The sequence below is a fragment of the Pseudomonas antarctica genome (assembly GCF_001647715.1).
In the GTDB taxonomy this organism is placed as follows: domain Bacteria; phylum Pseudomonadota; class Gammaproteobacteria; order Pseudomonadales; family Pseudomonadaceae; genus Aquipseudomonas; species Aquipseudomonas antarctica_A.
Map to the genome: position 1 here is coordinate 1817364 of NZ_CP015600.1, position 21855 is coordinate 1839218.

Consider the following 21855-nt stretch of genomic DNA (forward strand, 5'->3'; position numbering starts at 1 on the left):
GCCAGCGGCCGGCGAAAGCTTTGCCGGCCGGTTGGTTCAAGTTGGTTGTAAATGTCCTTCAGAACGTGTCGATAGCGAAAATGCCGGCCGCATCCCACCCTCAAGTCAGGTAGAATGCGCGCCCAGTTTTTGGAGAAGCGTATGACCCTGCTCAAATTCAGCGATGTGTCCCTTGCTTTCGGCGCTATGCCGTTGTTGGACAAGGTGTCCTGGCAGATCGCCCGTGGTGAGCGGGTGTGCATCATCGGCCGCAACGGCACCGGCAAGTCCAGCATGATGAAGCTGGTAAAAGGCGACCAGAAGCCCGATGACGGCTCTGTTTGGCGCGCCCCGGGCCTCAAGATCGGCGAATTGCCGCAAGAATTGCCGGTGGCCGACGGACGGACAGTGTTCGACGTGGTTGCCGAAGGCCTCGACGGCGTCGGTGAGTTGCTCGCGCAATACCATCACCTGGCGCAGAACTGCGTCACCGAAGAGGACCTGGACAAGCTGATGCACGTCCAGCAAGACCTCGAAGCCCGTGATGGCTGGCGCTTGCAGCAACTCGTCGACAGCACCTTGAGCCGCCTGCAACTGCCGGCCGACAAGACCCTCGCCGAATTGTCCGGTGGCTGGCGTCGTCGCGTGCTGCTGGCCCAGGCATTGGTGTCCGAGCCGGACCTGCTGCTGCTCGACGAACCCACCAACCACCTGGACATCGGCGCAATCGCCTGGCTGGAAGAAGCCATCAAGGACTTCCAGGGCGCCGTGCTGTTTATCACGCACGACCGTGCCTTCCTGCAGAGCCTGGCAACGCGCATCCTTGAACTGGACCGTGGCGGCCTGATCGACTGGAACGGCGACTACGCCAGTTTCCTGGTGCACAAAGAAGCTGCGCTGTCCGCTGAAGAAACCGCCAACGCACTCTTCGACAAAAAGCTGGCTCAGGAAGAAGTCTGGATCCGCCAGGGCATCAAGGCCCGTCGCACCCGTAACGAAGGTCGCGTACGTGCCCTCAAGGCTCTGCGCAATGAGCGTAGCGAGCGTCGCGAACGCACTGGCAAGGCGAATATTCAGCTCGACACCGCCGACAAGTCGGGCAAGCAGGTTATGGTGCTGGAGAACGTCAGCTTCCATCACCCGGATGGCCCGTTCCTGATCAAGGACTTCTCCATGGTCCTGCAGCGCGGCGACCGTATCGGCCTGCTGGGCGCCAACGGTACCGGCAAGACCACTTTGCTCAAGCTGATGCTCAACGGCCTGCAGCCGACCAGCGGCACGGTCGAGGAAGGCACCAAGATCGACGTGGCCTACTTCGACCAGTTGCGCCATCAGTTGGACCTGGAAAAAACCGTGATCGACAACGTCGCCGAAGGCCGCGACTTTATCGACATCGACGGCCAGAGCCGCCACGTGCTGAGCTACCTGGGCGACTTCCTGTTCAGCCCGCAGCGTGCACGTACGCCGGTGAAAGCCTTGTCCGGTGGTGAGCGTGCGCGCCTGCTGCTGGCCAAGCTGTTCAGCAAGCCTGCCAACCTGCTGGTGCTCGACGAACCGACCAACGACCTCGACGTGGAAACCCTCGAGCTGCTGGAAGAGGTTCTGCTGACCTTCAACGGCACCGTGCTGATGGTCAGCCACGACCGGGCATTCCTCGACAACGTGGTCACCAGCACCCTGGTCTTCGAAGGTGAAGGCAAGGTGCGCGAATACGTTGGTGGTTATCAGGACTGGCTGCGTCAGGGCGGTTCGCCGCGCCTGCTGGGCGTAACCGAGAGCAAGTCCGGCAAAGCCGACCTGACCTCCGCCGTTGTAGCCCCGGTGGCCGCAGATGCACCGGCCCAGGAAGCTGCGCCGGCGGCCAAGAAGAAGCTCAGCTACAAGCTGCAGCGCGAACTGGAAGCCTTGCCGGGTGACATTGACGCCAAGGAGCAGCAGATTGCTGCGGTAGAAGCAGAAATGGCCGACGCAGGTTTCTACCTGCGTCCGGCGGCGGAAACTGCCAAGGTCATTGCTTCCCTGGAGACGTTGAACCAGGAACTGGAAGTGCTGGTTGAGCGTTGGGCTGAGCTGGATGCCTGAGTGATTCAAGCGCATTAAAAAACCCGGTGTTCACTTGGATGAACACCGGGTTTTTCATATGGAATGCGATTCAACATGTGGGAGGGCTTGTGTGGGAGTCGGGCTTGCCCGCGATGCAGGCGCCTTGGTGTGTCAGTCAAACCGCGGTGATGCTATCGCAGGCAAGCCAGCTCCCACACAAGCCAGCTTTCACATCGGATTTGCGTCAGGCTTAAGAACTTTTTACCAGCTTCACCGCCAGCACATCACACGGCGCGCCGTGCAGCACATCATTGGCGGTAGAGCCCAGCAGCAACGCCAGGCCGTGGCGGCCATGGCTGCCGACCACAATCAGGTCGCAGTTCTGCTCTTTGGCCAAGTGGTGGATTTCCTGGCGCGGCTGGCCGTAGGTGAGATGGGAGTTTTCCTTGGTCACTTCCGGGTACTTCAGGATCAAGCGATCCAGGCGCTCTTTGGCCTGGTCAAACTGCTGTTGCTGCAACTGGGAAAGGTCCATGGGCACGTCGCCACCAAAGGCCATGGCCATGGGCTCGACGATATGCACGAGTGACAGCTTGGCACCGTTGGCGATTGCTGAAGCCTGCGCGCGCTTGATAACCGGGTCGCACTCTTCGGTCAGATCGACAGCGACCAGGATATGTTTGTAGGAATGTTCGTTGGGCATGGCGCGTTCCTCCAGGAGACTGCAATAAGTTCAGTATGGCTGGTTTCAAGCGGATGGGGTTGCGTCAGCTCAAACCCGCTCATCTAGAAATTCGGGAGTACACATATGACGGTCTGGATAGTGGTGTCAATCCTTCTGGTGGTTCTGAGCCCTCTGGCATGGCTGCGCCCGTCGCGTCATCAGAGCGGGCGCATGGCCCTGCGGATGGAGGCGCGCCGCATGGGTCTGGCCATGCAGTTGGCACCTCAGGAGTGGCCGTATTGGCTCAAGCAGGAGCCGCCGAGCCCTTGCGCGCAGTACTGCCGGCCACGGCGCGGCAGTGCGCCGGCGATATGGAGTTATTGGCAGATGGAGCCAGGGGTTTGGGTCAATCAATGGCGCGAAGTGTGCGTCGATGAAAAGTTGTTGCCGCATTTTGCGACGTTGCCGGCCAACGTCTACAAGGTCGAAGCCGACAAGCAAATGATCGCCTTGTATTGGGGCGAGAAGGGCGAGGCGAGTGTGTTGAAGGACATTGATACGTTGCTTAAAGCCTTGGCGTAACGCCGCCCGGAGCAAGCGCGCCCTGTCAGAAAGGCGGGCAATAAAAAGCCCGACATCATCATCGGGCTGGAGTTGGCCAGGCAGGCCGGTAAATCTGTGTGTCATGCGTCGGATGTTCATCCAGGCGCGTTACGGTTGTCGCAAGCCTAGCGGCATATCCCGTTCTGTACAGTCTTTTCCCACATCTTTTCCATTATTGATCTCGTGAATAGTTGAGTATCGGCTAGGCGTGGGCTTGGGGGTGGGGTTCTGAAATGACTGGAAAGTCGCGTTTTTCCTAGCCTTTCGAGCGATTGACAATTGCTCGGAATTGGATGAAGGTGGCGTACCCAAATCAAACGGGCGTATGAATTGAGCGTTTGTCTGTCAGACGGCTCATACATAACCCCGACTATCGCATTGGCGGGTGTGCCTGGCGGATTGGCGTGAGCATTGACGTCATCATCAATGTCCAACCATAGGCCAGCGTCCAATGTGTACTGTTCAGCTTCCATATCGTGGAGATCAGTTGATGATTTACGAAGGTAAAGCCATCACGGTTAAGGCTCTTGAAAGTGGCATCGTCGAATTGAAATTCGACCTCAAGGGTGAGTCCGTCAACAAGTTCAACCGTCTAACCCTGAACGAACTGCGTCAGGCCGTAGACACCATCAAAGCAGATGCTTCGGTCAAGGGCGTGATCGTCTCCAGCGGCAAGGACGTGTTTATCGTCGGCGCTGACATCACCGAATTCGTCGACAACTTCAAGCTGCCCGATGCCGAGCTGGTGGCTGGCAACCTCGAAGCCAACAAGATTTTCAGCGATTTTGAAGACCTCAACGTGCCGACCGTTGCCGCGATCAATGGCATCGCGTTGGGCGGCGGCCTGGAAATGTGCCTGGCCGCAGACTTCCGCGTCATGTCGGCCACCGCCAAAATCGGCTTGCCTGAAGTCAAACTGGGCATCTACCCAGGTTTTGGCGGCACCGTCCGGCTGCCGCGCATCATCGGTGCCGACAACGCCATCGAGTGGATTGCCTCCGGCAAGGAAAACCGTGCTGAAGACGCGCTGAAAGTCGGTGCCGTCGATGCTGTGGTTGCTCCGGACAAACTGGCCGAAGCCGCACTGAACCTGATCAAAGGCGCCATCAGCGGCGAATTTGACTACAAGGCCAAGCGTCAGCCGAAACTGGAAAAACTCAAGCTCAACGCAATCGAACAAATGATGGCGTTCGAAACCGCCAAAGGTTTCGTGGCTGGCCAGGCCGGCCCGAACTACCCGGCGCCGGTTGAAGCGATCAAGACCATCCAGAAGGCTGCGAATTTCGGTCGCGACAAAGCCCTGGAAGTGGAAGCGGCAGGCTTCGTCAAACTGGCGAAAACCTCGGCGGCCCAGAGCCTGATCGGCCTGTTCCTGAACGATCAGGAGCTGAAGAAAAAGGCCAAGGCCTACGACGAAATCGCCAAAGACGTGAAACAGGCTGCCGTACTCGGCGCCGGTATCATGGGCGGCGGTATCGCCTATCAGTCGGCGTCCAAAGGCACGCCGATCCTGATGAAAGACATCAACGAGCACGGTATCGAGCAAGGCCTGGCGGAAGCCGCCAAGCTGCTGGTGGGCCGCGTTGATAAAGGTCGTATGACGGCTGCGAAAATGGCTGAAGTGCTTAACGGCATTCGTCCTACGCTCTCCTACGGCGATTTCGGTCACGTCGACCTGGTGGTCGAAGCGGTAGTCGAGAACCCTAAGGTCAAGCAGGCTGTACTGGCCGAAGTGGAAGCCCAGGTTAAAGACGACACCATCCTGGCCTCGAACACCTCGACGATTTCCATCAGCTTGCTGGCCAAGGCCCTCAAGCGTCCGGAAAACTTCGTCGGCATGCACTTCTTCAACCCGGTGCACATGATGCCGCTGGTGGAAGTGATCCGTGGCGAGAAGTCCAGCGAACTGGCGGTTGCCACCACCGTTGCCTATGCCAAGAAAATGGGCAAGAACCCGATCGTGGTCAACGACTGCCCGGGCTTCCTGGTCAACCGCGTGCTGTTCCCGTACTTCGGCGGTTTCGCCAAGCTGGTCAGTGCTGGTGTGGACTTCGTGCGCATCGACAAGGTCATGGAAAAATTCGGCTGGCCAATGGGCCCGGCGTACCTGATGGACGTGGTCGGCATCGACACCGGCCACCACGGTCGCGACGTAATGGCTGAAGGCTTCCCGGACCGCATGAAAGACGACCGCCGTTCGGCGATCGACGCGCTCTACGAAGCCAAGCGCCTGGGCCAGAAGAACGGCAAAGGCTTCTACGCTTACGAGGCCGACAAGAAGGGCAAGCAGAAGAAAGTGGCCGACCCATCGGTTCACGAAGTGCTCGCGCCGGTTATCTACGAACAGCGTGAGGTGTCCGACGAGGACATCATCAACTGGATGATGATCGCCCTGTGCCTGGAAACCGTGCGTTGCCTGGAAGACGGCATCGTTGAAACCGCCGCCGAAGCCGATATGGGCCTGGTGTACGGTATTGGCTTCCCTCCATTCCGTGGTGGTGCGCTGCGTTACATCGACTCGATCGGTGTGGCCGAGTTCGTTGCCCTGGCTGACAAATACGCTGATTTGGGCCCGCTGTACCATCCGACCGCGAAGCTGCGTGAGATGGCCAAAAATGGCCAGAGCTTCTTCGGTTAAGCGCCCAGACGACTAGAGCGAGAATATTTATGAGCTTGAATCCAAGAGACGTGGTGATTGTCGACTTCGGTCGCACGCCAATGGGCCGCTCCAAGGGCGGCATGCACCGCAACACCCGTGCCGAAGACATGTCGGCGCACCTGATCAGCAAGTTGCTGGAACGCAACGTCAAGGTCGACCCGAACGAAGTCGAAGACGTGATCTGGGGCTGCGTCAACCAGACCCTGGAGCAGGGCTGGAACATCGCGCGCATGGCCTCCTTGATGACGCAGATCCCGCACACGGCGGCCGGTCAGACTGTGAGCCGCCTGTGCGGCTCGTCGATGAGCGCGCTGCACACCGCTGCGCAAGCGATCATGACTGGTAACGGTGATGTGTTCGTCGTCGGCGGCGTGGAGCACATGGGCCACGTCAGCATGATGCACGGCGTCGACCCTAACCCGCACATGTCGCTGTACGCGGCAAAAGCGTCGGGCATGATGGGCCTCACCGCAGAAATGCTCGGCAAAATGCACGGCATTACCCGCGAAGCCCAGGACGCGTTCGCCCTGCGTTCCCACCAACTCGCCCAGAAGGCGACGGTGGAAGGCAAGTTCAAGGATGAAATCATCCCGATGAACGGCTACGACGAGAACGGCTTCCTGAAACTGTTCGACTACGACGAAACCATTCGTCCGGATACCACCCTGGAAAGCCTGGCGGCCCTCAAGCCTGCCTTCAATCCAAAGGGCGGCACCGTGACTGCCGGTAGTTCGTCGCAAATCACCGACGGTGCCTCATGCATGATCGTGATGTCGGCGCAGCGTGCCCAGGACTTGGGTATTCAGCCGATGGCCGTGATTCGTTCGATGGCCGTTGCGGGTGTGGACCCGGCAATCATGGGCTATGGTCCAGTACCGGCCACACAAAAAGCCTTGAAGCGCGCGGGCCTGACCATCTCCGATATCGACTTCTTCGAGCTCAACGAAGCTTTCGCCGCACAGGCCCTGCCAGTGCTGAAAGATTTGAAAGTGCTCGACAAGATGAACGAGAAGGTTAACCTGCACGGCGGTGCGATTGCCCTGGGCCACCCATTCGGTTGCTCCGGTGCTCGTATCTCCGGCACTTTGCTTAACGTGATGAAGCAAAATGGCGGCAACCTTGGGGTTGCAACCATGTGCATTGGTCTCGGCCAAGGCATTTCCACCGTCTTCGAACGCCTCTAAGCGTTGAGTTGACGGAAGCCGGGGCCCAGTGCCCCGGTTTTTGTTTTTTGGAATTTTTAATATTTTTTTTCAACAAATTTTGTAAGAGGGCCAGAGCATGAAAGTCGAACCCGGGCTCTACCAACATTATAAGGGGCCGCAGTACCGCGTTTTTAATGTGGCGCGGCACTCCGAGACCGAAGAAGAAGTCGTGTTTTACCAAGCACTGTATGGCGATTACGGCTTTTGGGTGCGCCCTTTGAGCATGTTCCTGGAGACCGTCGAAGTTGACGGCGAGCAGGTCCCGCGCTTTGCTTTGGTCCAGGCCGAACCCAGTCTTTTTTCAAGGCAATAACGGCAGGTCCCGCAGAATGCTGCGCTTGACCTCACCTTGTTGCCACTATATATAGCGTTGCCGCGACAGGCGCCAACTGCCTTTCACTTCTCGAATTCAGGAATTTTCCGATCCATGGGCAAATCGCTGGTCATTGTGGAATCCCCGGCTAAGGCCAAGACCATCAACAAGTACTTGGGTAACGAGTACGTGGTGAAGTCGAGTATCGGCCATATCCGAGACCTGCCCACCAGCGGTTCGGCTAGCGCCAGCAAGGAGCCGGCCGCCAAGCGCGGCAAGGCGGCTGCGGGCGAAGGTCCGGTGCTCACCCCTAAAGAGAAAGCGCGCAAGCAGCTGGTCTCCCGCATGGGTGTGGACCCGGAACATGGCTGGAAGGCCAAGTACGAAATCCTTCCCGGCAAGGAAAAGGTCATCGAAGAGCTGCGCCGGCTCGCCAAAGATGCTGACACCATCTATCTCGCGACGGACTTGGACCGCGAAGGGGAAGCCATTGCCTGGCACCTGCGGGAAGCCATCGGCGGTGACGACAGCCGCTACAAGCGTGTCGTGTTCAACGAAATCACCAAGAAAGCCATCCAGGAAGCCTTCTCCAAGCCGGGCGAGCTGGACATCGACCGTGTAAACGCTCAGCAGGCCCGTCGCTTCCTCGACCGCGTCGTGGGCTACATGGTCTCGCCATTGCTGTGGGCCAAGATCGCCCGTGGCCTGTCCGCCGGCCGTGTGCAATCGGTAGCGGTCAAGCTGGTGGTAGAGCGTGAGCGCGAGATTCGTGCGTTCAACCCCGAAGAATACTGGGACGTGCACGCTGACCTCGGCACTGCCAAGGGCGCCAACGTGCGCTTTGAAGTAGCCCGCGAGAAAGGCGAGGCGTTCAAGCCGCTGAATGAAGCCCAGGCCATGGCCGCGCTGGAGAAGCTCAAATCTTCCAGCTACAGCATCGTCAAGCGTGAAGACAAACCGACCAGCAGCAAGCCGTCGGCGCCGTTCATCACCTCCACCCTGCAACAGGCCGCGAGCAACCGCCTGGGTTTCGGTGTGAAGAAAACCATGATGATGGCCCAGCGTCTGTACGAAGCCGGCTACATCACTTATATGCGTACCGACTCCACCAACCTGTCGCAAGACGCGGTGGCGATGGCGCGTACTTATATTGAAAGCGAGTTCGGCAAGAAATACCTGCCGGAGAAGCCGAACGTCTACAGCAGCAAAGAAGGCGCCCAGGAGGCTCACGAAGCGATTCGTCCTTCTGACGCCAACACCGAGCCAAGCAAGCTGAGTGGCATGGAGCGCGACGCTGAGCGCCTCTACGAGCTGATCTGGCGCCAATTCCTGGCGTGCCAGATGCTGCCGGCGCAATACCTGTCCACCACCGTCAGTGTGGCGGCTTCCGACTTCGAGCTACGTGCCAAGGGCCGTATCCTCAAGTTCGACGGCTACACCCGCGTCATGCCGCAAATTGCCAAGCCAGGCGACGACGATGTGCTGCCGGACATGGCCCAGGGCGATACGCTCAAGCTGATCAAGCTCGACCCGTCCCAGCACTTCACCAAGCCGCCGGCGCGTTACTCCGAAGCCAGCCTGGTGAAAGAGATGGAAAAGCGCGGTATCGGTCGTCCTTCGACCTATGCGGCGATCATCTCGACCATTCAGGACCGTGGCTACGTGGCCCTGCACAACCGTCGTTTCTATTCGGAAAAGATGGGCGACATCGTCACTGAGCGCCTGTCCGAGAGTTTCTCCAACCTGATGGACTACGGCTTCACCGCCGGCATGGAAGAGAACCTCGATGACGTGGCCCAGGGCGAGCGCGACTGGAAAAACGTGCTCGACGAGTTCTACGGCGACTTCAAAAAGAAACTCGAAGTGGCCGAAAGCCCTGAGAGCGGCATGCGTGCCAACCAGCCGGTAATGACTGACATCCCGTGCCTGACCTGCGGGCGCCCGATGCAAATTCGTACGGCGTCCACCGGTGTGTTCCTCGGTTGCTCGGGCTACAGCCTGCCGCCGAAAGAGCGCTGCAAGGCCACCGTCAATCTGGTGCCGGGTGACGAAATCGCGGCAGACGACGAGGGTGAATCCGAGTCGCTGGTACTGCGCGGCAAGCACCGTTGCCCGATCTGCAGCACGGCAATGGACGCCTACCTGCTCGACGAGAAGCACAAGTTGCACATCTGCGGTAACAACCCGGATTGCGACGGCTACGAGATCGAAGAGGGCAGCTACCGCATCAAGGGCTACGAAGGCCCGAGCCTGGAATGCGACAAGTGCGGCAGCGAGATGCAGCTCAAGACCGGCCGTTTCGGCAAGTTCTTTGGTTGCACCAACCCGACCTGCAAGAACACCCGCAAACTGCTGAAAAGCGGTGACGCGGCGCCGCCAAAGATGGACCCGGTGAAGATGCCCGAACTCAAGTGCGAGAAGGTCAACGACACCTACATCCTGCGTGACGGCGCATCGGGACTGTTCCTGGCCGCAAGCCAGTTCCCGAAAAACCGCGAGACCCGCGCGCCGCTGGTGCTGGAGATCGTGCCGCACAAGGACGAAATCGATCCTAAGTACCACTTCCTGTGTGAAGCGCCGAAGAAGGACCCCGACGGTCGCCCGGCGGTGATCCGTTACAGCCGTAAAACCAAGGAGCAGTACGTGCAGACCGAAGTGGACGGCAAGCCTACCGGCTGGAAAGCGTTCTACGACGGCGGCAAGTGGAAGGTCGAGGACAAGCGCCAGGGCGCTTGATCGGCTCATCTGCGAAATAAAAAGGCCGCCTGCATAGGCGGCCTTTTTTTGCGCTTGCAGTGCGTTCGGCTGATCCGTGACACTGTTCAGCCAGCATCACGCTTATTCGTTGTGGAGATTGCCGTTATGGCCAACGAACTCTATACCCGTACCAATCAGAAAATTTACTTCGCGGGTTTGTCCCTGGAAGCCCTTGGCCGCGCCGAGGAAGGGAAGGAGATGAATGCCATCGCGCTGGTCCAGGCCGGGCGTGAAGCGGCGTTGTTCCACCTGTACGGCGCGCTGTTGGGGTTGTGTCATGAGATTGCCGGGTTCTACCGTCTGCCCCAGGCTGGTTCGCCGCGTGCAGAAATGATCATGAACCACGACGTACTGGCGAGCATGGCCATCCCTGAACTGGCCGAGTTGGTAGAAATGGCCCAGAGCCCCGACAGTTGGGTAGCCCGTCTGCTCAAGGCACATGCCGATATGTTTCAGCCGCCACGTGTTCCCCATGTGCCCAAGGGCGATGTGACACAGCCGCTGATCGTGGCAGTGGCTCTGGAAGAGGATGAGCCCAAGCCATTGGGCCGGGAAGAGCTGGAGAGCTGGCGTCAGGCGCTGAAAAAGATGGCGTTGCGGTTTCGTGAAGGGTTGAACGAGTGCTGAGGCGTTTTCGCTAAGCTGCACTCAAAACTGTGGGAGCGGGCTTGTTCGCGAAAGCGGAGTATCAGTCAACAGGTTCATTACTGACCCACCGCATTCGCGAGCAAGCCCGCTCCCACAGTTGAACCGAGCAGGCAGTACATCCGGCACAGGGCTCGCAACCTTCAATAAGCACCATTCATCAAGCCGTAAAGAAACCTGTTCAGATCCGCAGCGAGGCGGGGTGGATGACTGATATAATCCCGGCCTTTCGTGGAGAACAGACTTTTATGCCAACGTCCTTTCTGGAAATTGTTGAATTGCCTGACGGCCGAATCGAGCTGCGCCGGGCTGAGGACGAGGGTTCTCTGGTTATCTTGGATTTTTCCGAGGACGCAAAAGCGTTCCTGCAAGGCCAGCACGTGGAAGTAGCGAAAGCCATGTTGAGCGTGGGCGTGCAGATGGCAGGTCGCCTGGCAGAAGGCGAACCGGAGAAGGATGACGGCCCGCGGGTTCTTCACTGAGTTTTTGTGGCGCGTTGGCTCGTTCCAGTGAAGGGGCTTGCTGCTGCAGTTGGCCTTTTGTGGCGAGCGGGCTTGCCCCGCGATGGGCTGCAAAGCGACTCTAAATAGATTTAATGCGGTGTATCAGGTATTCCACGGTGCTTGGTTTTGGGGCTGTTTCGCAGCCCAATGCGGGGCAAGCCCGCTCGCCACAGAAAGCCCATCCTCAACAGCAAGCCTACACTCCATGGTAAACCCCATTGCCACAGGCGTACCTCTGCCACATAGGCATGCAGCTAGCCTGATTACCCCAATCGAATATTCAAGCTCTGTGCATCGCCCGTACGCGCGGCGCTGATCAACTGCTGCTTGGCGGTAGCGTTCAGCGGGTTCAGCCAGCTCACCACGGTGTGGCTGCGGCCTAGGCGCAAGGCCTCGCAAGTTAATTGCTGGGCGCTTTGCGTGCCGCGCGGTTGCAGCAGCAGGATGCGCTCACGGTTGAGGCCGGCATCCCGCAGCCATGCCTGGGTCAGGCTGGCTGGCGGGGCGATCAGCGTTAGCCAGCGCGCGTCCTGCTCCTCGCTCAATTCGCGAAGGATCGGCGCCAGCAGGCTCAGGCAGCTCCCGGCAGCACCGCGCAACGACAGCTCACTGAACGCCTCAGGTTCGGAGCCCCAAGGGGCTTCGACCGTTTCCTTGAGGATGGGCGCAAGGGGTTGGGCCATAAAGGCCTCGAACAGCGACAGTTGTGTGTGTTGTGGGGTGTGCACGAGCTGCATGGTGCCTCCTTTAGCGGCGAATGACGCCAACGCTCAAGCCTTCGATCACCAGGTCCTGATCTTTCAGGTTCACTTCAATCGGGGCGAACTCAGGGTTCTCGGCCATCAGCCAGACCTTGCTGCCTTCGCGCTTGAAGCGTTTGACGGTGACTTCATCGCCGATACGCGCGACGACGATCTGGCCATTACGGGCTTCGCGGGTGGTGTGGACGGCCAGCAGGTCGCCGTCGAAAATCCCCACGTCCTTCATGCTCATCCCGTGTACGCGCAACAGGTAGTCGGCACGCGGATGGAAGAAGGTCGGGTTGATGTTGCAGGATTCCTCGACGTGCTGTTGCGCCAGGATCGGCGCACCGGCGGCGACGCGACCGATGATCGGCAGCGTCGACTCGTCGGCCTTGGCTTCGAAGCCAGGGATGCGAATGCCGCGTGAAGCCCCTGGGGTCATCTCGATCGCGCCTTTGCGAGCGAGGGCCTTGAGGTGTTCTTCGGCAGCGTTGGGGGATTTGAACCCCAGTTCCAGCGCAATTTCCGCTCGTGTCGGCGGGTAGCCGTTGTCATCGAGGCAGCGCTTGATAAAAGCCAGAATCTCAGCTTGGCGTGGCGTCAGTTTTAGCATGTTGATCGCTCTGTCTTTTTATACAGTGACTGGGATTATATACAGTGAACTGCGCTTGGCAATCATCCTTTTTTGGCACTCCGCTGGACGGTCATTCGTCACCCGTCCTGCAAGGCAGAGACAGCGCTGCCTACAGACCGGAAAGGATGTGATTAAATAGCGGCGAATTAGATGACTGCCCGGCCGGAAAACGGACTCGCAGGCTTGACAAGACACACACTGAAACGTATGTTTCAAACAAGTGTTTGTCAGGCGGAGTAGCCATGGCCCAGTCGGAAACCGTTGAACGCATTCTCGATGCTGCCGAGCAATTGTTCGCGGAAAAAGGATTTGCTGAAACTTCATTGCGGCTGATCACCAGCAAGGCTGGGGTCAACCTTGCCGCAGTGAACTACCATTTCGGCTCGAAAAAAGCCCTGATCCAGGCTGTGTTCTCGCGCTTTCTGGGGCCATTCTGCGCCAGCCTCGACCGTGAGCTGGAGCGCCGCCAGACCAAGCCTGAAAACAAGCCAAGCCTGGAAGACCTGCTGGAAATCCTGGTCGAGCAGGCGCTGGTGGTTCAACCACGCAGCGGCAACGACCTGTCGATCTTCATGCGTCTGTTGGGCCTGGCCTTCAGCCAGAGCCAGGGTCACCTGCGGCGTTACCTGGAAGACATGTACGGCAAGGTTTTCCGCCGCTATATGTTGCTGGTCAACGAAGCTGCCCCGCGTATTCCGCCGATTGAGCTGTTCTGGCGCGTGCACTTCATGCTCGGCGCGGCCGCGTTCAGCATGTCCGGGATCAAGGCGTTGCGAGCGATTGCCGAAACCGATTTCGGCGTGAACACGTCGATCGAGCAAGTGATGCGCCTGATGGTGCCGTTCCTTGCCGCCGGCATGCGCGCCGAAACCGGCGTGACCGACCAGGCCATGGCCGCCGCGCAATTGCGCCCACGCAGCAAATCGACACCGGCTGTCGCCAAGGCGTGACCTGCCCGGGTGTGCGCGGCCGCTTGCATCCGCTAAGCTAGCCGCCATGCCGATTTCAGCTATTTACTCGCAACCCGTTGTTTTCACCGAGCACCCGTTATTAAGGGCGCCACGTGAGGGCCACGGGTTGTGTGCGTTATTTAAGGAAGGTTTATGACTGCTGCCCTGCAAGGTTCGTTAATGGTCGATGTGGCCGGTACTTGGCTGACGGCCGAGGATCGCCACCTGTTGCGCCAGCCTGAAGTGGGCGGGCTGATCATTTTTGCACGCAATATCGAGCACCCACGCCAGGTGCGCGAATTGAGCGCGGCGATCCGTGCCGTGCGCCCGGACCTGCTGCTGGCCGTCGACCAGGAAGGCGGCCGCGTGCAGCGCCTGCGCCAGGGCTTTGTGCGCCTGCCGGCCATGCGTTTATTGGCGGATAAACCGAATGCCGAATACCTTGCCGAGCAATGCGGCTGGATCATGGCCACTGAAGTGCTGGCGGTCGGCCTTGACCTGAGTTTCGCCCCGGTGCTGGACCTGGATTACCAGCGCAGCGCCGTGGTCGGCACGCGTTCGTTCGAAGGCGACCCCGAGCGCGCCGCCGTGCTCGCGGGCGCCTTCATTCGCGGCATGAACAGCGCCGGCATGGCCGCTACCGGTAAACACTTCCCGGGCCACGGTTGGGCTGAGGCCGATTCCCACGTCGCGATTCCCAATGATGAGCGCAGCCTGGAACAGATTCGCGCGAATGACCTGGTGCCTTTCGCGCGCCTGAGCAAACAGTTGGCGGCCGTGATGCCTGCCCACGTCATCTACCCACAGGTTGACGCCCAGCCAGCCGGTTTCTCGCGTCGCTGGTTGCAGGATATTTTGCGTGGCGAGTTGCAGTTCGATGGGGTTATTTTCAGCGACGACCTGTCTATGGCGGGTGCGCATGTGGTCGGTGATGCGGCCAGTCGAATCGAGGCGGCGTTGACGGCCGGCTGTGATATGGGCCTGGTGTGCAATGACCGCGCGGCTGCCGAACTGGCGCTGACGGCTGCGCAACGCATGAAGGTCACGCCGTCTGCCCGAATCGCGCGTATGCGTGGGCAGGCGATTGCCTCTACGGACTATAAGCAGGACCCGCGTTGGTTGGCGGCGCTTACTGCGTTGCGGGATGCTCAGTTGATCGACTGATAACCGCGTTGCTGCCATCGCAGGCAAGCCAGCTCCCACAGGGGAATGCATTCCAAATGTGGGAGCGGGCTTGCTCGCGAAGGCGGTCTGTCAGTCAGCGCTTCTCTTGCTTGTGGGGCAACGGCGCAAACAACGCCTCGATATCCTCGTTGCCCAACTGCCAATCCCCCGTCTTGCGTCCGTCCAGCACACCTGCCGCCAAGTCGGATTTTTCCTTCTGCAGGTGTTGGATTTTCTCCTCCACCGTGCCCCGGGCAATCATTTTGTAGACGAACACCGGCTTCTCCTGCCCGATGCGATACGCTCGGTCGGTGGCCTGGTTTTCCGTGGCCGGGTTCCACCATGGGTCGTAGTGGATCACCGTGTCGGCTTCGGTCAGGTTCAAGCCCACGCCGCCAGCCTTCAAGCTGATCAGAAAAATCTGCAGCTTGCCGCTCTGGAAATCCTTCACTGGCGTGCGCCGGTCGCGGGTCTGGCCGGTCAGCAGTGCGTAGGCCACGCCGCGTTTTTTCAGTTCGGCTTCGATCAGGCTGAGCATTGAGGTGAACTGGGAGAACAGCAGAATCCGGCGCCCTTCGGAAAACAGTTCTTCGAGCATTTCCATCAGGCTGTCCAGCTTGCCCGAGCTGCTGCCCCGGGCGGGCAGGGTGGCGTCGTTGACCAGGCGCAGGTCGCAGCACACCTGGCGCAGCTTGAGCAGCGCTTCAAGAATGATGATCTGGCTGCGCGCGACGCCTTTACGGGTGATTTCGTCGCGCACTTTTTTATCCATGGCCAGGCGCATGGTCTCGTACACGTCGCGCTGGGCCTCATTGAGGTCAACCCAATGGATGATCTCGGTCTTGGGCGGCAGTTCCGTTGCCACCTGTTCCTTGGTGCGCCGCAGCAGGAAGGGTTTTATCCGACCGTTGAGGTGCTGCAAGCGCACGTCACTGGCGCGTTTTTCGATGGGCACGCGGTAATCGCGATTGAAGCTTTTTACGTCACCCAGCCAGCCCGGCAGCAGGAAGTGAAACAGCGACCACAGCTCGCCCAAGTGGTTTTCCAGCGGTGTGCCACTCAGGCACAGGCGCTGGCGCGCATTCAGCTCGCGGGCCGCCTGGGCGGCCTTGCTGTTGGGGTTCTTGATGTACTGGGCTTCATCGAGAATCAGTATGTGCAAGGGCAGGGCGGCGAGCGGTTCGATGTCCTTGGGCAGCAATGCATACGTGGTCAGCAGCAGGTCATAGTCCTGCAGGTTGGCGAAGTGCTTTTTGCGCGTTGCGCCATACAGCGCCTGCACCTTGAGTTGCGGCGTGAAGTGCGCCGCTTCGTCGAGCCAGTTCGGGATCAGGCTGGTGGGCATCACCACCATGCATGGCCGGTCGAGGCGCCCGGCGGCTTTCTCAGTAAGAATATGCGCCAGGGTTTGCAGGGTTTTACCCAGGCCCATGTCATCCGCGAGAATCCCGCCCACCTCGAGTTGGCGCAGCGACTGCATCCAGCTCAAACCTTCCAGCTGGTAGGGGCGTAAGGTCGCGTTCAAACCCTCGGGCGCCACACAGCTGAAATCCTTGATGTCGCGCAGGCGCTGGGCGAAGTTGCGGATCTTCTCGCCGCCTTCCCATTGCAGCGGCAGGTCTTCCAGCGGGTTGAGGCGAATCGCATCGGCCTTGGCCAGGCGCAAGGTGGTGGTGCCGGTTTCCTGCAGGTAAAACTCGCCGAGGGTGGCCAGCACCGGTTTCAATCGGCCGTAGGGCAGTGCCACCTGCAGCGGGCCGTGGCCGTTGGGCAGGCCGGGAATATTCACCAGGATCAGCTCGTCATCGCGGCGCCGGGCAAGTTTTTCCGGGTTGAGGATCTCGGTGTGCGAGCGCATCAGGTTCAGCAGGATCGGCAACAGGCTCAGGCGCTCACCATTGACGATGATGCCCAGTTCCAGGTCGAACCAGTCACGCTCCGGGCCCTCGTCGACCGTCGCGTACCAGTCGTCGACGGCGCTCAGGTCGAAGCCGAAATCCTCATCGATCTGCAGTTCCCAACCCTCGGCGCGCAGGGCTGGCGATGCGTTAAGGGTAAAGTTCAGCCAGGCGCTGTCATTGACCATCTCAAACAATTCGCCGGCACTCTCCGGCAACGCCTTGCTCTGGCGCGTGGCGATCTTGAAGCCCAGCAGGCGCAATTGCTCGCGATAAGGCTGCTCCAGCTCCGGGTGGCGCTTGATGCGCAGGCTCTGGGTGTCCTGGCGCACGATGATATCGGCGTTCTTCTGCCCGCTGACATAGTTACCCAGGTAGTTGAATGACAGCGCGGCACGGTGCTGGATATAGCGCTGCATCTTGCCATTGCGCGGTTCAAACGCGCTGAACTCAACACTGGCCAGCCACAGGCGCGGCACGGGCCGCACTTCTTCCATCACCACTTGCGGCAACACCACGCGGTTATCCAGCACGGCCTGGAGCTTTTCCAGCAGTTCGGCATCCTGCGCCGCCGCCGGGTAGGCCAGGGTTTCCTGGACCTTGAGCAACACCGCCGCGATATGTTTGCAGTTGGTGTGCACCGGGCACGTGCAGCGGCTGTCCACCAGGATCAGCGTGCCTTTGGCCGATTCGCGCAGCGAGATGGTCTGCCGGTAAACGTTACCGCCCGAGCCTTCGCAACTGGCCACGATGGTGCTGTCGCCGGACTCGACGATACGCACGCGGTTTTCCAGGGCGTAGCGCCGCCCGCGCTCAAGGCTTTGCTCTTTAAAGCGGTTGGCCCACGAAGGGGCCAGGGGTTTGGTCAACGACGACGTCAGGGGCATGGCGCTGGATCAGTCCTGGATGTCGGGCGGTGGCGCGCTGGGTGGTTTGGCGGTCAGCGAAGTGATCTTGATCAGCAGGGCGAGGTGGCCGCCGTCCAGGTAGTTGAGCTGATTGTTTTTGGTGCGCACGTCTTGCTGGCTCAGGTGTTCGCTGGCAATGACGCTACCGTTGGCGTCGAACTGGTTGATCCAGAAGTCGGCGTCGATGTCGGTAAAGCGCCCCAGTTGCAGGTTCAGGGTACCTTCGATGGGAAATTGGCCGAACTGTTCCTGGCCATCGCTGATGGCCAGTTTCACCGGTTGTTCGCCCAGGTTCTGGTCCCAGGCCCGGTGCAGCAGCACGGTGTAACTGTTGTCGGCGCTGAGTTTGTCGACGATGTTGCCCAACCGCGGCGGGCTGATTTTGTCCGCAGGCAACCGTGAAGCCCCGGCGTCCCAGTTTTCCGGCGCCGCGCGGCTACTGATAACCGGCTCGGCGTTCTGGCGGACCAGGATCATTTCCACCAGGTACGGGCTGTCGGCAAACGCCGAAGGGGCAACGACCACCAATAACAAGCTCAAAATGCGGAACAGGCGCATTGGGGCGTCCTTCAAGCAGATTTCGGGATGAGGCGCTCAAACAGCGCCTCTAATGTATTAAAGCGTTCTTCGGCGCGTTCCATCGGCACCATGAACTTGAACAGCGTAGCCCCTTCGAACTTGTAGCGGTTGGGCTGGCCCTGAATCAGCTTGATCAACACCAGCGGGTCCACCGGCGTTTGCGCTTCGAACTCGATACGCCCGCCTTGCGGCCCGGCATCGACCTTCTTGATGCCAAGCTGCTCGGCCTGCAATTTGAGCAGGGTCAGGCGCACCAGGTTCTTGGTCGGCTCGGGCAACAGGCCGAAGCGGTCGATCATCTCTACTTGCAGGTCCTTGAGACCGTCTTCGTCGGTGGCCGAAGCGATGCGCTTGTACAGGATCAGCCGCGCGTGTACGTCCGGGAGGTAGTCTTCCGGAATCAACGCGGGCAAGCGCAGGTTGATTTCCGGGCCGCCGCCCAAGGGTTGATCGAGGTTCGGTTGCTCGCCTTTACGGATGGCTTTCACCGCGCGCTCGAGCATCTCCATATAAAGGGTGAAGCCCACGGCCTGGATCTGCCCGCTCTGGCCGTCGCCCAACAGTTCGCCTGCGCCACGGATTTCCAGGTCGTTGGTGGCCAGTACAAACCCGGCACCGAGGTCCTGGGTGTTGGCGATGGCTTCCAAACGCTTTTCGGCATCGCCGGTAATTTGCTGGCGCGGTGGCGTCAGCAAATAGGCATACGCTTGGTGGTGGCTACGCCCGACGCGGCCACGCAGTTGATGCAGCTGCGCCAGGCCGAACTTGTCGGCACGCTCGATGATGATGGTGTTGGCGCTCGGCACGTCGATGCCGGTCTCGATGATGGTCGAGGCGATCAGCACGTTGAAGCGCTTGTGGTAGAAATCGCTCATCACCTGTTCGAGGTCGCGTTCGCGCATCTGCCCGTGGCCGATGGCGATGCGTGCTTCCGGCACCAGCTCGGCGAGGTCGGCGGCGCACTTCTCGATGGTCTTCACGTCGTTGTGCAGGTAGTACACCTGCCCGCCGCGCAGCAATTCCCGCAGCAGCGCTTCCTTGACCGTGCTTTTGTTCTGCTCCATCACGAACGTGCGCACCGACAAGCGACGGGCGGGCGGCGTGGCAATGATCGACAGGTCGCGCATGCCCGACACGGCCATATTCAGCGTGCGCGGAATCGGCGTGGCGGTGAGGGTGAGGATGTCGACTTCGCTGCGCAGGTTCTTCAGTTGTTCTTTCTGACGCACACCAAAGCGGTGCTCTTCGTCGATGATCACCAGGCCCAGGTTTTTGATCTTCACGTCGTCAGACAGCAGCTTGTGCGTGCCGATCACGATGTCGATCTTGCCTTCAGCTAAATCGGCGACGGCGGCATTCACTTCCTTGGCGGACTTGAAGCGGCTCATCACTTCGACGCTCACCGGCCAATCGGCAAAGCGGTCGCGGAAGCTGTTGTAGTGCTGCTGGGCGAGCAGGGTGGTCGGCACCAGAATCGCCACCTGCTTGCCGCCGTGCACCGCAATAAAGGCGGCGCGCATGGCCACTTCGGTCTTGCCGAAGCCCACGTCGCCACACACCAGACGGTCCATCGGCTTGGGCGCGAGCATGTCGGCGCGCACCGCTTCGATGGTGGTTTGCTGGTCCGGGGTTTCTTCGAAGGCGAAGCCGGCGCTGAAGGTGGCGTAGTCGGCCTTCGGGTCGGCGAAGGCGTAACCTTCGCGCGCCGCACGGCGTGCATAGATGTCGAGCAATTCGGCAGCCACATCGCGCACTTGTTCGGCGGCTTTGCGCTTGGCTTTCTGCCAGGTCTCGGAGCCCAGGCGGTGCAACGGCGCCAGGGCATCGTCGCTGCCGGTGTAGCGGGCGATCAAGTGCAGGCTGGCTACCGGCACATAGAGCTTGGCGCCTTCGGCGTATTCCATGGTGAGGAATTCGGCGGCCTGGTTGTCGATCTCCAGGGTCTGCAGGCCCAGGTAGCGGCCCACGCCGTGGTCGATATGCACCACCGGCGCGCCTTCGCGCAGCTCGGTCAGGTTTTTGATGACCGCGTCGTTGTTGGCGTCCGCGCGTTTTTCACGGCGACGGCGCTGCATCACGCGTTGGCCGAACAGCGGGCTTTCGGCGATCAGCGCCAGGGCCGGGTCGTCCAGCAACAAACCTTCATCCAGCGGCGCGATGGTGATCGCCAGGCGCTCTTTGCTCGCGACGAAATCCGGCCAGCTGTCGACGGTTTTCGGGCGCAGCTTCAGGCGTTCGAGCAATTCCAGCAGCACTTCGCGACGGCCGGCGGATTCGGCGGTAAACAGCACGCGGCCGGGGAAATCACCGAGGAAGTTGGACAGCGCCTCCAGCGGTTGCGTGGCTTTGGCCTGGATCGCCAGATCCGGCAGTGTGCCCGCCGGGAAGCGCTCGCGGCCGCTGCCGGCGTCCACGTCCTGTTGGCTGGCAACCACGCGCGGCCAGTTTTTCAGGCGGGCGAAGCAGTCTTCCACCGGCAGGAACAGCTCGGCGGGCGGCAATAAAGGACGCGACGGATCGACGCGGCGCTCTTCATAGCGACTGCGCACGTCGTTCCAGAAGTTTTCCGCTGCCTGCTCGATGCCCGGCAGCGAGAACACTTGGGTGTCCTGGGGCAGGTAATCGAACAGGGTGGAGGTTTCGTCAAAGAACAGCGGCAGGTAGTACTCGATACCGGCCGGTGTAATCCCGCTGCTCAAGTCCTGGAAGATCGGGCAGCGGCGGAAGTCCACGTCGAAGCGTTCACGAAAGCGTGCCTTGAAGCGCGTGACCGCGTCTTTTTGCAGCGGGAATTCCCGCGCCGGCAGCAGCTTGATCGAGTCCACTTTATCAATGGAGCGTTGGTTGTCCGGGTCGAAGGTGCGCAGCGTTTCGATTTCGTCATCGAACAGGTCGATGCGGTACGGCAATTTGCTGCCCATCGGGAACAGGTCGATCAACGCCCCGCGCACGGCAAACTCGCCGTGTTCGTACACCGTGTCGACGCAGCGGTAGCCGCTGGCCTCGAGGCGCGTGCGCATCTGTTCCACGTCGAGCTTCTGGCCGACATCCAGCACCAGGCTGCTGCCCAGCAGGAACTTGGTCGGTGCCAGGCGATGCAGGGCCGTGGTGATCGGCACCACCAGCACGCCGTGGGCCAGTTCCGGCAAGCGGTAAAGGCTGGCGATGCGCTGGGAGATGATGTCCTGGTGCGGCGAGAACAGATCGTAGGGCAGGGTTTCCCAGTCGGGAAAATGCAGCACCGGCAAATCGGGGGCGAAGAAGCTCAGCTCCTGCTCCAGCCGCTCGGCGCTTTGGCTGTCGGCGGTGAGCAGCAGGGTAAAGCGCTTGGCTGCGCTGGCAGCCTCGGCAATGGCCAGGCTCAGGGCGGCACCGGGCAGGTTGCCCCAGTGCTGTTTACCTGCCGCGGCAGGGAGAAGCGGTAGACGCAGAACGGGCACGGAAGGTTGAGCTCCAAGCGTTGCGACAAAGTCGGTAATTGTAACGGCCTGAGGTGCCGCCTGTCAGTTGCTGACTGAGCCTATTACGGTTTGTAGGAAATGTAGTGGCTAAGACAAACAATGGCGTGTTTTGACTCAATATGTAGTGCCATTTTGTGCAGATGTTTC

The 21855-nt window shown here is 60.2% G+C and carries 16 protein-coding genes; 10 read left to right on the forward strand and 6 right to left on the reverse strand.

Annotated elements, in window-relative coordinates; all coding sequences use genetic code 11:
* Positions 1–141 precede the first annotated feature (141 nt).
* Positions 142–2061, forward strand: a complete 1920-nt coding sequence (locus A7J50_RS08370; protein WP_064451381.1) for an ATP-binding cassette domain-containing protein — start codon at positions 142–144, stop codon at positions 2059–2061.
* A gap of 211 nt (positions 2062–2272) precedes the next feature.
* On the opposite strand, the gene A7J50_RS08375 is transcribed toward A7J50_RS08370, so the two are convergent.
* Positions 2273–2725, reverse strand: a complete 453-nt coding sequence (locus tag A7J50_RS08375; protein ID WP_058419614.1) for a universal stress protein — start codon at positions 2723–2725, stop codon at positions 2273–2275.
* A 105-nt stretch (positions 2726–2830) separates the two neighbouring features.
* Here A7J50_RS08375 and A7J50_RS08380 point away from each other — a divergent pair, with 105 nt between their 5' ends.
* The 7 genes from A7J50_RS08380 (at position 2831) to A7J50_RS08410 (ending at position 11350) form a co-directional block, all read left to right on the forward strand.
* Complete coding sequence (locus A7J50_RS08380; protein ID WP_064451382.1) at positions 2831–3268, forward strand: hypothetical protein; 438 nt, start codon at positions 2831–2833, stop codon at positions 3266–3268.
* Between the two features lie 511 nt (positions 3269–3779).
* Positions 3780–5927: a fatty acid oxidation complex subunit alpha FadB gene (fadB, locus tag A7J50_RS08385; protein ID WP_064451383.1), complete on the forward strand. Its 2148-nt coding sequence runs from the start codon at positions 3780–3782 to the stop codon at positions 5925–5927.
* Between the two features lie 29 nt (positions 5928–5956).
* Complete coding sequence (gene fadA, locus A7J50_RS08390) at positions 5957–7132, forward strand: acetyl-CoA C-acyltransferase FadA (RefSeq protein ID WP_053255037.1); 1176 nt, start codon at positions 5957–5959, stop codon at positions 7130–7132.
* A 97-nt stretch (positions 7133–7229) separates the two neighbouring features.
* On the forward strand, positions 7230–7466 hold the full coding sequence (locus A7J50_RS08395) for a DUF1653 domain-containing protein (protein WP_064451384.1): 237 nt from the start codon (positions 7230–7232) through the stop codon (positions 7464–7466).
* A gap of 114 nt (positions 7467–7580) precedes the next feature.
* Entirely contained in the window at positions 7581–10202 is a 2622-nt protein-coding gene (gene topA, locus A7J50_RS08400; protein WP_064451385.1) for a type I DNA topoisomerase, read from the forward strand.
* A 126-nt stretch (positions 10203–10328) separates the two neighbouring features.
* Positions 10329–10850, forward strand: a complete 522-nt coding sequence (locus tag A7J50_RS08405) for a DUF6586 family protein (protein ID WP_064451386.1) — start codon at positions 10329–10331, stop codon at positions 10848–10850.
* A 266-nt stretch (positions 10851–11116) separates the two neighbouring features.
* On the forward strand, positions 11117–11350 hold the full coding sequence (locus tag A7J50_RS08410; protein ID WP_053255041.1) for a hypothetical protein: 234 nt from the start codon (positions 11117–11119) through the stop codon (positions 11348–11350).
* Between the two features lie 284 nt (positions 11351–11634).
* On the opposite strand, the gene sulA is transcribed toward A7J50_RS08410, so the two are convergent.
* Both sulA and lexA read right to left on the reverse strand, forming a co-directional pair.
* Positions 11635–12108: an SOS-induced cell division inhibitor SulA gene (sulA, locus tag A7J50_RS08415; protein ID WP_064451387.1), complete on the reverse strand. Its 474-nt coding sequence runs from the start codon at positions 12106–12108 to the stop codon at positions 11635–11637.
* Between the two features lie 10 nt (positions 12109–12118).
* A complete protein-coding gene (lexA, locus tag A7J50_RS08420; RefSeq protein WP_017137423.1) occupies positions 12119–12727 on the reverse strand; it encodes a transcriptional repressor LexA in 609 nt (202 codons plus the stop codon).
* 263 nt (positions 12728–12990) lie between these two features.
* On the opposite strand from lexA, the gene A7J50_RS08425 reads away from it, so the two are divergent.
* Together A7J50_RS08425 and nagZ are read left to right on the forward strand one after the other, a co-directional pair.
* Entirely contained in the window at positions 12991–13698 is a 708-nt protein-coding gene (locus A7J50_RS08425; protein WP_053255043.1) for a TetR/AcrR family transcriptional regulator, read from the forward strand.
* A 153-nt stretch (positions 13699–13851) separates the two neighbouring features.
* Positions 13852–14862 (forward strand): beta-N-acetylhexosaminidase, encoded by a 1011-nt coding sequence (gene nagZ / locus A7J50_RS08430; protein ID WP_064451388.1) that lies wholly within the window; start codon positions 13852–13854, stop codon positions 14860–14862.
* 94 nt (positions 14863–14956) lie between these two features.
* Here the strand turns inward: nagZ and A7J50_RS08435 are convergent, their stop codons facing one another.
* The 3 genes from A7J50_RS08435 to mfd are packed head-to-tail and all read right to left on the reverse strand — an operon-like array spanning position 14957 to position 21687.
* Entirely contained in the window at positions 14957–17647 is a 2691-nt protein-coding gene (locus tag A7J50_RS08435) for a DEAD/DEAH box helicase (RefSeq protein WP_064451389.1), read from the reverse strand.
* A 9-nt stretch (positions 17648–17656) separates the two neighbouring features.
* Entirely contained in the window at positions 17657–18226 is a 570-nt protein-coding gene (locus tag A7J50_RS08440; protein WP_064451390.1) for a CsiV family protein, read from the reverse strand.
* Positions 18227–18237: 11 nt separating this feature from the next.
* Positions 18238–21687, reverse strand: a complete 3450-nt coding sequence (gene mfd, locus A7J50_RS08445) for a transcription-repair coupling factor (RefSeq protein WP_064451391.1) — start codon at positions 21685–21687, stop codon at positions 18238–18240.
* Positions 21688–21855 lie beyond the last annotated feature (168 nt).

Excerpts from the sequence above, each read along its gene's own strand:
- A7J50_RS08370 (WP_064451381.1), top strand. The coding sequence starts at position 142 with ATGACCCTGCTCAAATTCAGCGATGTGTCCCTTGCTTTCGGCGCTATG.
- A7J50_RS08375 (WP_058419614.1), bottom strand. The coding sequence starts at position 2,725 with ATGCCCAACGAACATTCCTACAAACATATCCTGGTCGCTGTCGATCTG.
- A7J50_RS08380 (WP_064451382.1), top strand. The coding sequence starts at position 2,831 with ATGACGGTCTGGATAGTGGTGTCAATCCTTCTGGTGGTTCTGAGCCCT.
- fadB (WP_064451383.1), top strand. The coding sequence starts at position 3,780 with ATGATTTACGAAGGTAAAGCCATCACGGTTAAGGCTCTTGAAAGTGGC.
- fadA (WP_053255037.1), top strand. The coding sequence starts at position 5,957 with ATGAGCTTGAATCCAAGAGACGTGGTGATTGTCGACTTCGGTCGCACG.
- A7J50_RS08395 (WP_064451384.1), top strand. The coding sequence starts at position 7,230 with ATGAAAGTCGAACCCGGGCTCTACCAACATTATAAGGGGCCGCAGTAC.
- topA (WP_064451385.1), top strand. The coding sequence starts at position 7,581 with ATGGGCAAATCGCTGGTCATTGTGGAATCCCCGGCTAAGGCCAAGACC.
- A7J50_RS08405 (WP_064451386.1), top strand. The coding sequence starts at position 10,329 with ATGGCCAACGAACTCTATACCCGTACCAATCAGAAAATTTACTTCGCG.
- A7J50_RS08410 (WP_053255041.1), top strand. The coding sequence starts at position 11,117 with ATGCCAACGTCCTTTCTGGAAATTGTTGAATTGCCTGACGGCCGAATC.
- sulA (WP_064451387.1), bottom strand. The coding sequence starts at position 12,108 with ATGCAGCTCGTGCACACCCCACAACACACACAACTGTCGCTGTTCGAG.
- lexA (WP_017137423.1), bottom strand. The coding sequence starts at position 12,727 with ATGCTAAAACTGACGCCACGCCAAGCTGAGATTCTGGCTTTTATCAAG.
- A7J50_RS08425 (WP_053255043.1), top strand. The coding sequence starts at position 12,991 with ATGGCCCAGTCGGAAACCGTTGAACGCATTCTCGATGCTGCCGAGCAA.
- nagZ (WP_064451388.1), top strand. The coding sequence starts at position 13,852 with ATGACTGCTGCCCTGCAAGGTTCGTTAATGGTCGATGTGGCCGGTACT.
- A7J50_RS08435 (WP_064451389.1), bottom strand. The coding sequence starts at position 17,647 with ATGCCCCTGACGTCGTCGTTGACCAAACCCCTGGCCCCTTCGTGGGCC.
- A7J50_RS08440 (WP_064451390.1), bottom strand. The coding sequence starts at position 18,226 with ATGCGCCTGTTCCGCATTTTGAGCTTGTTATTGGTGGTCGTTGCCCCT.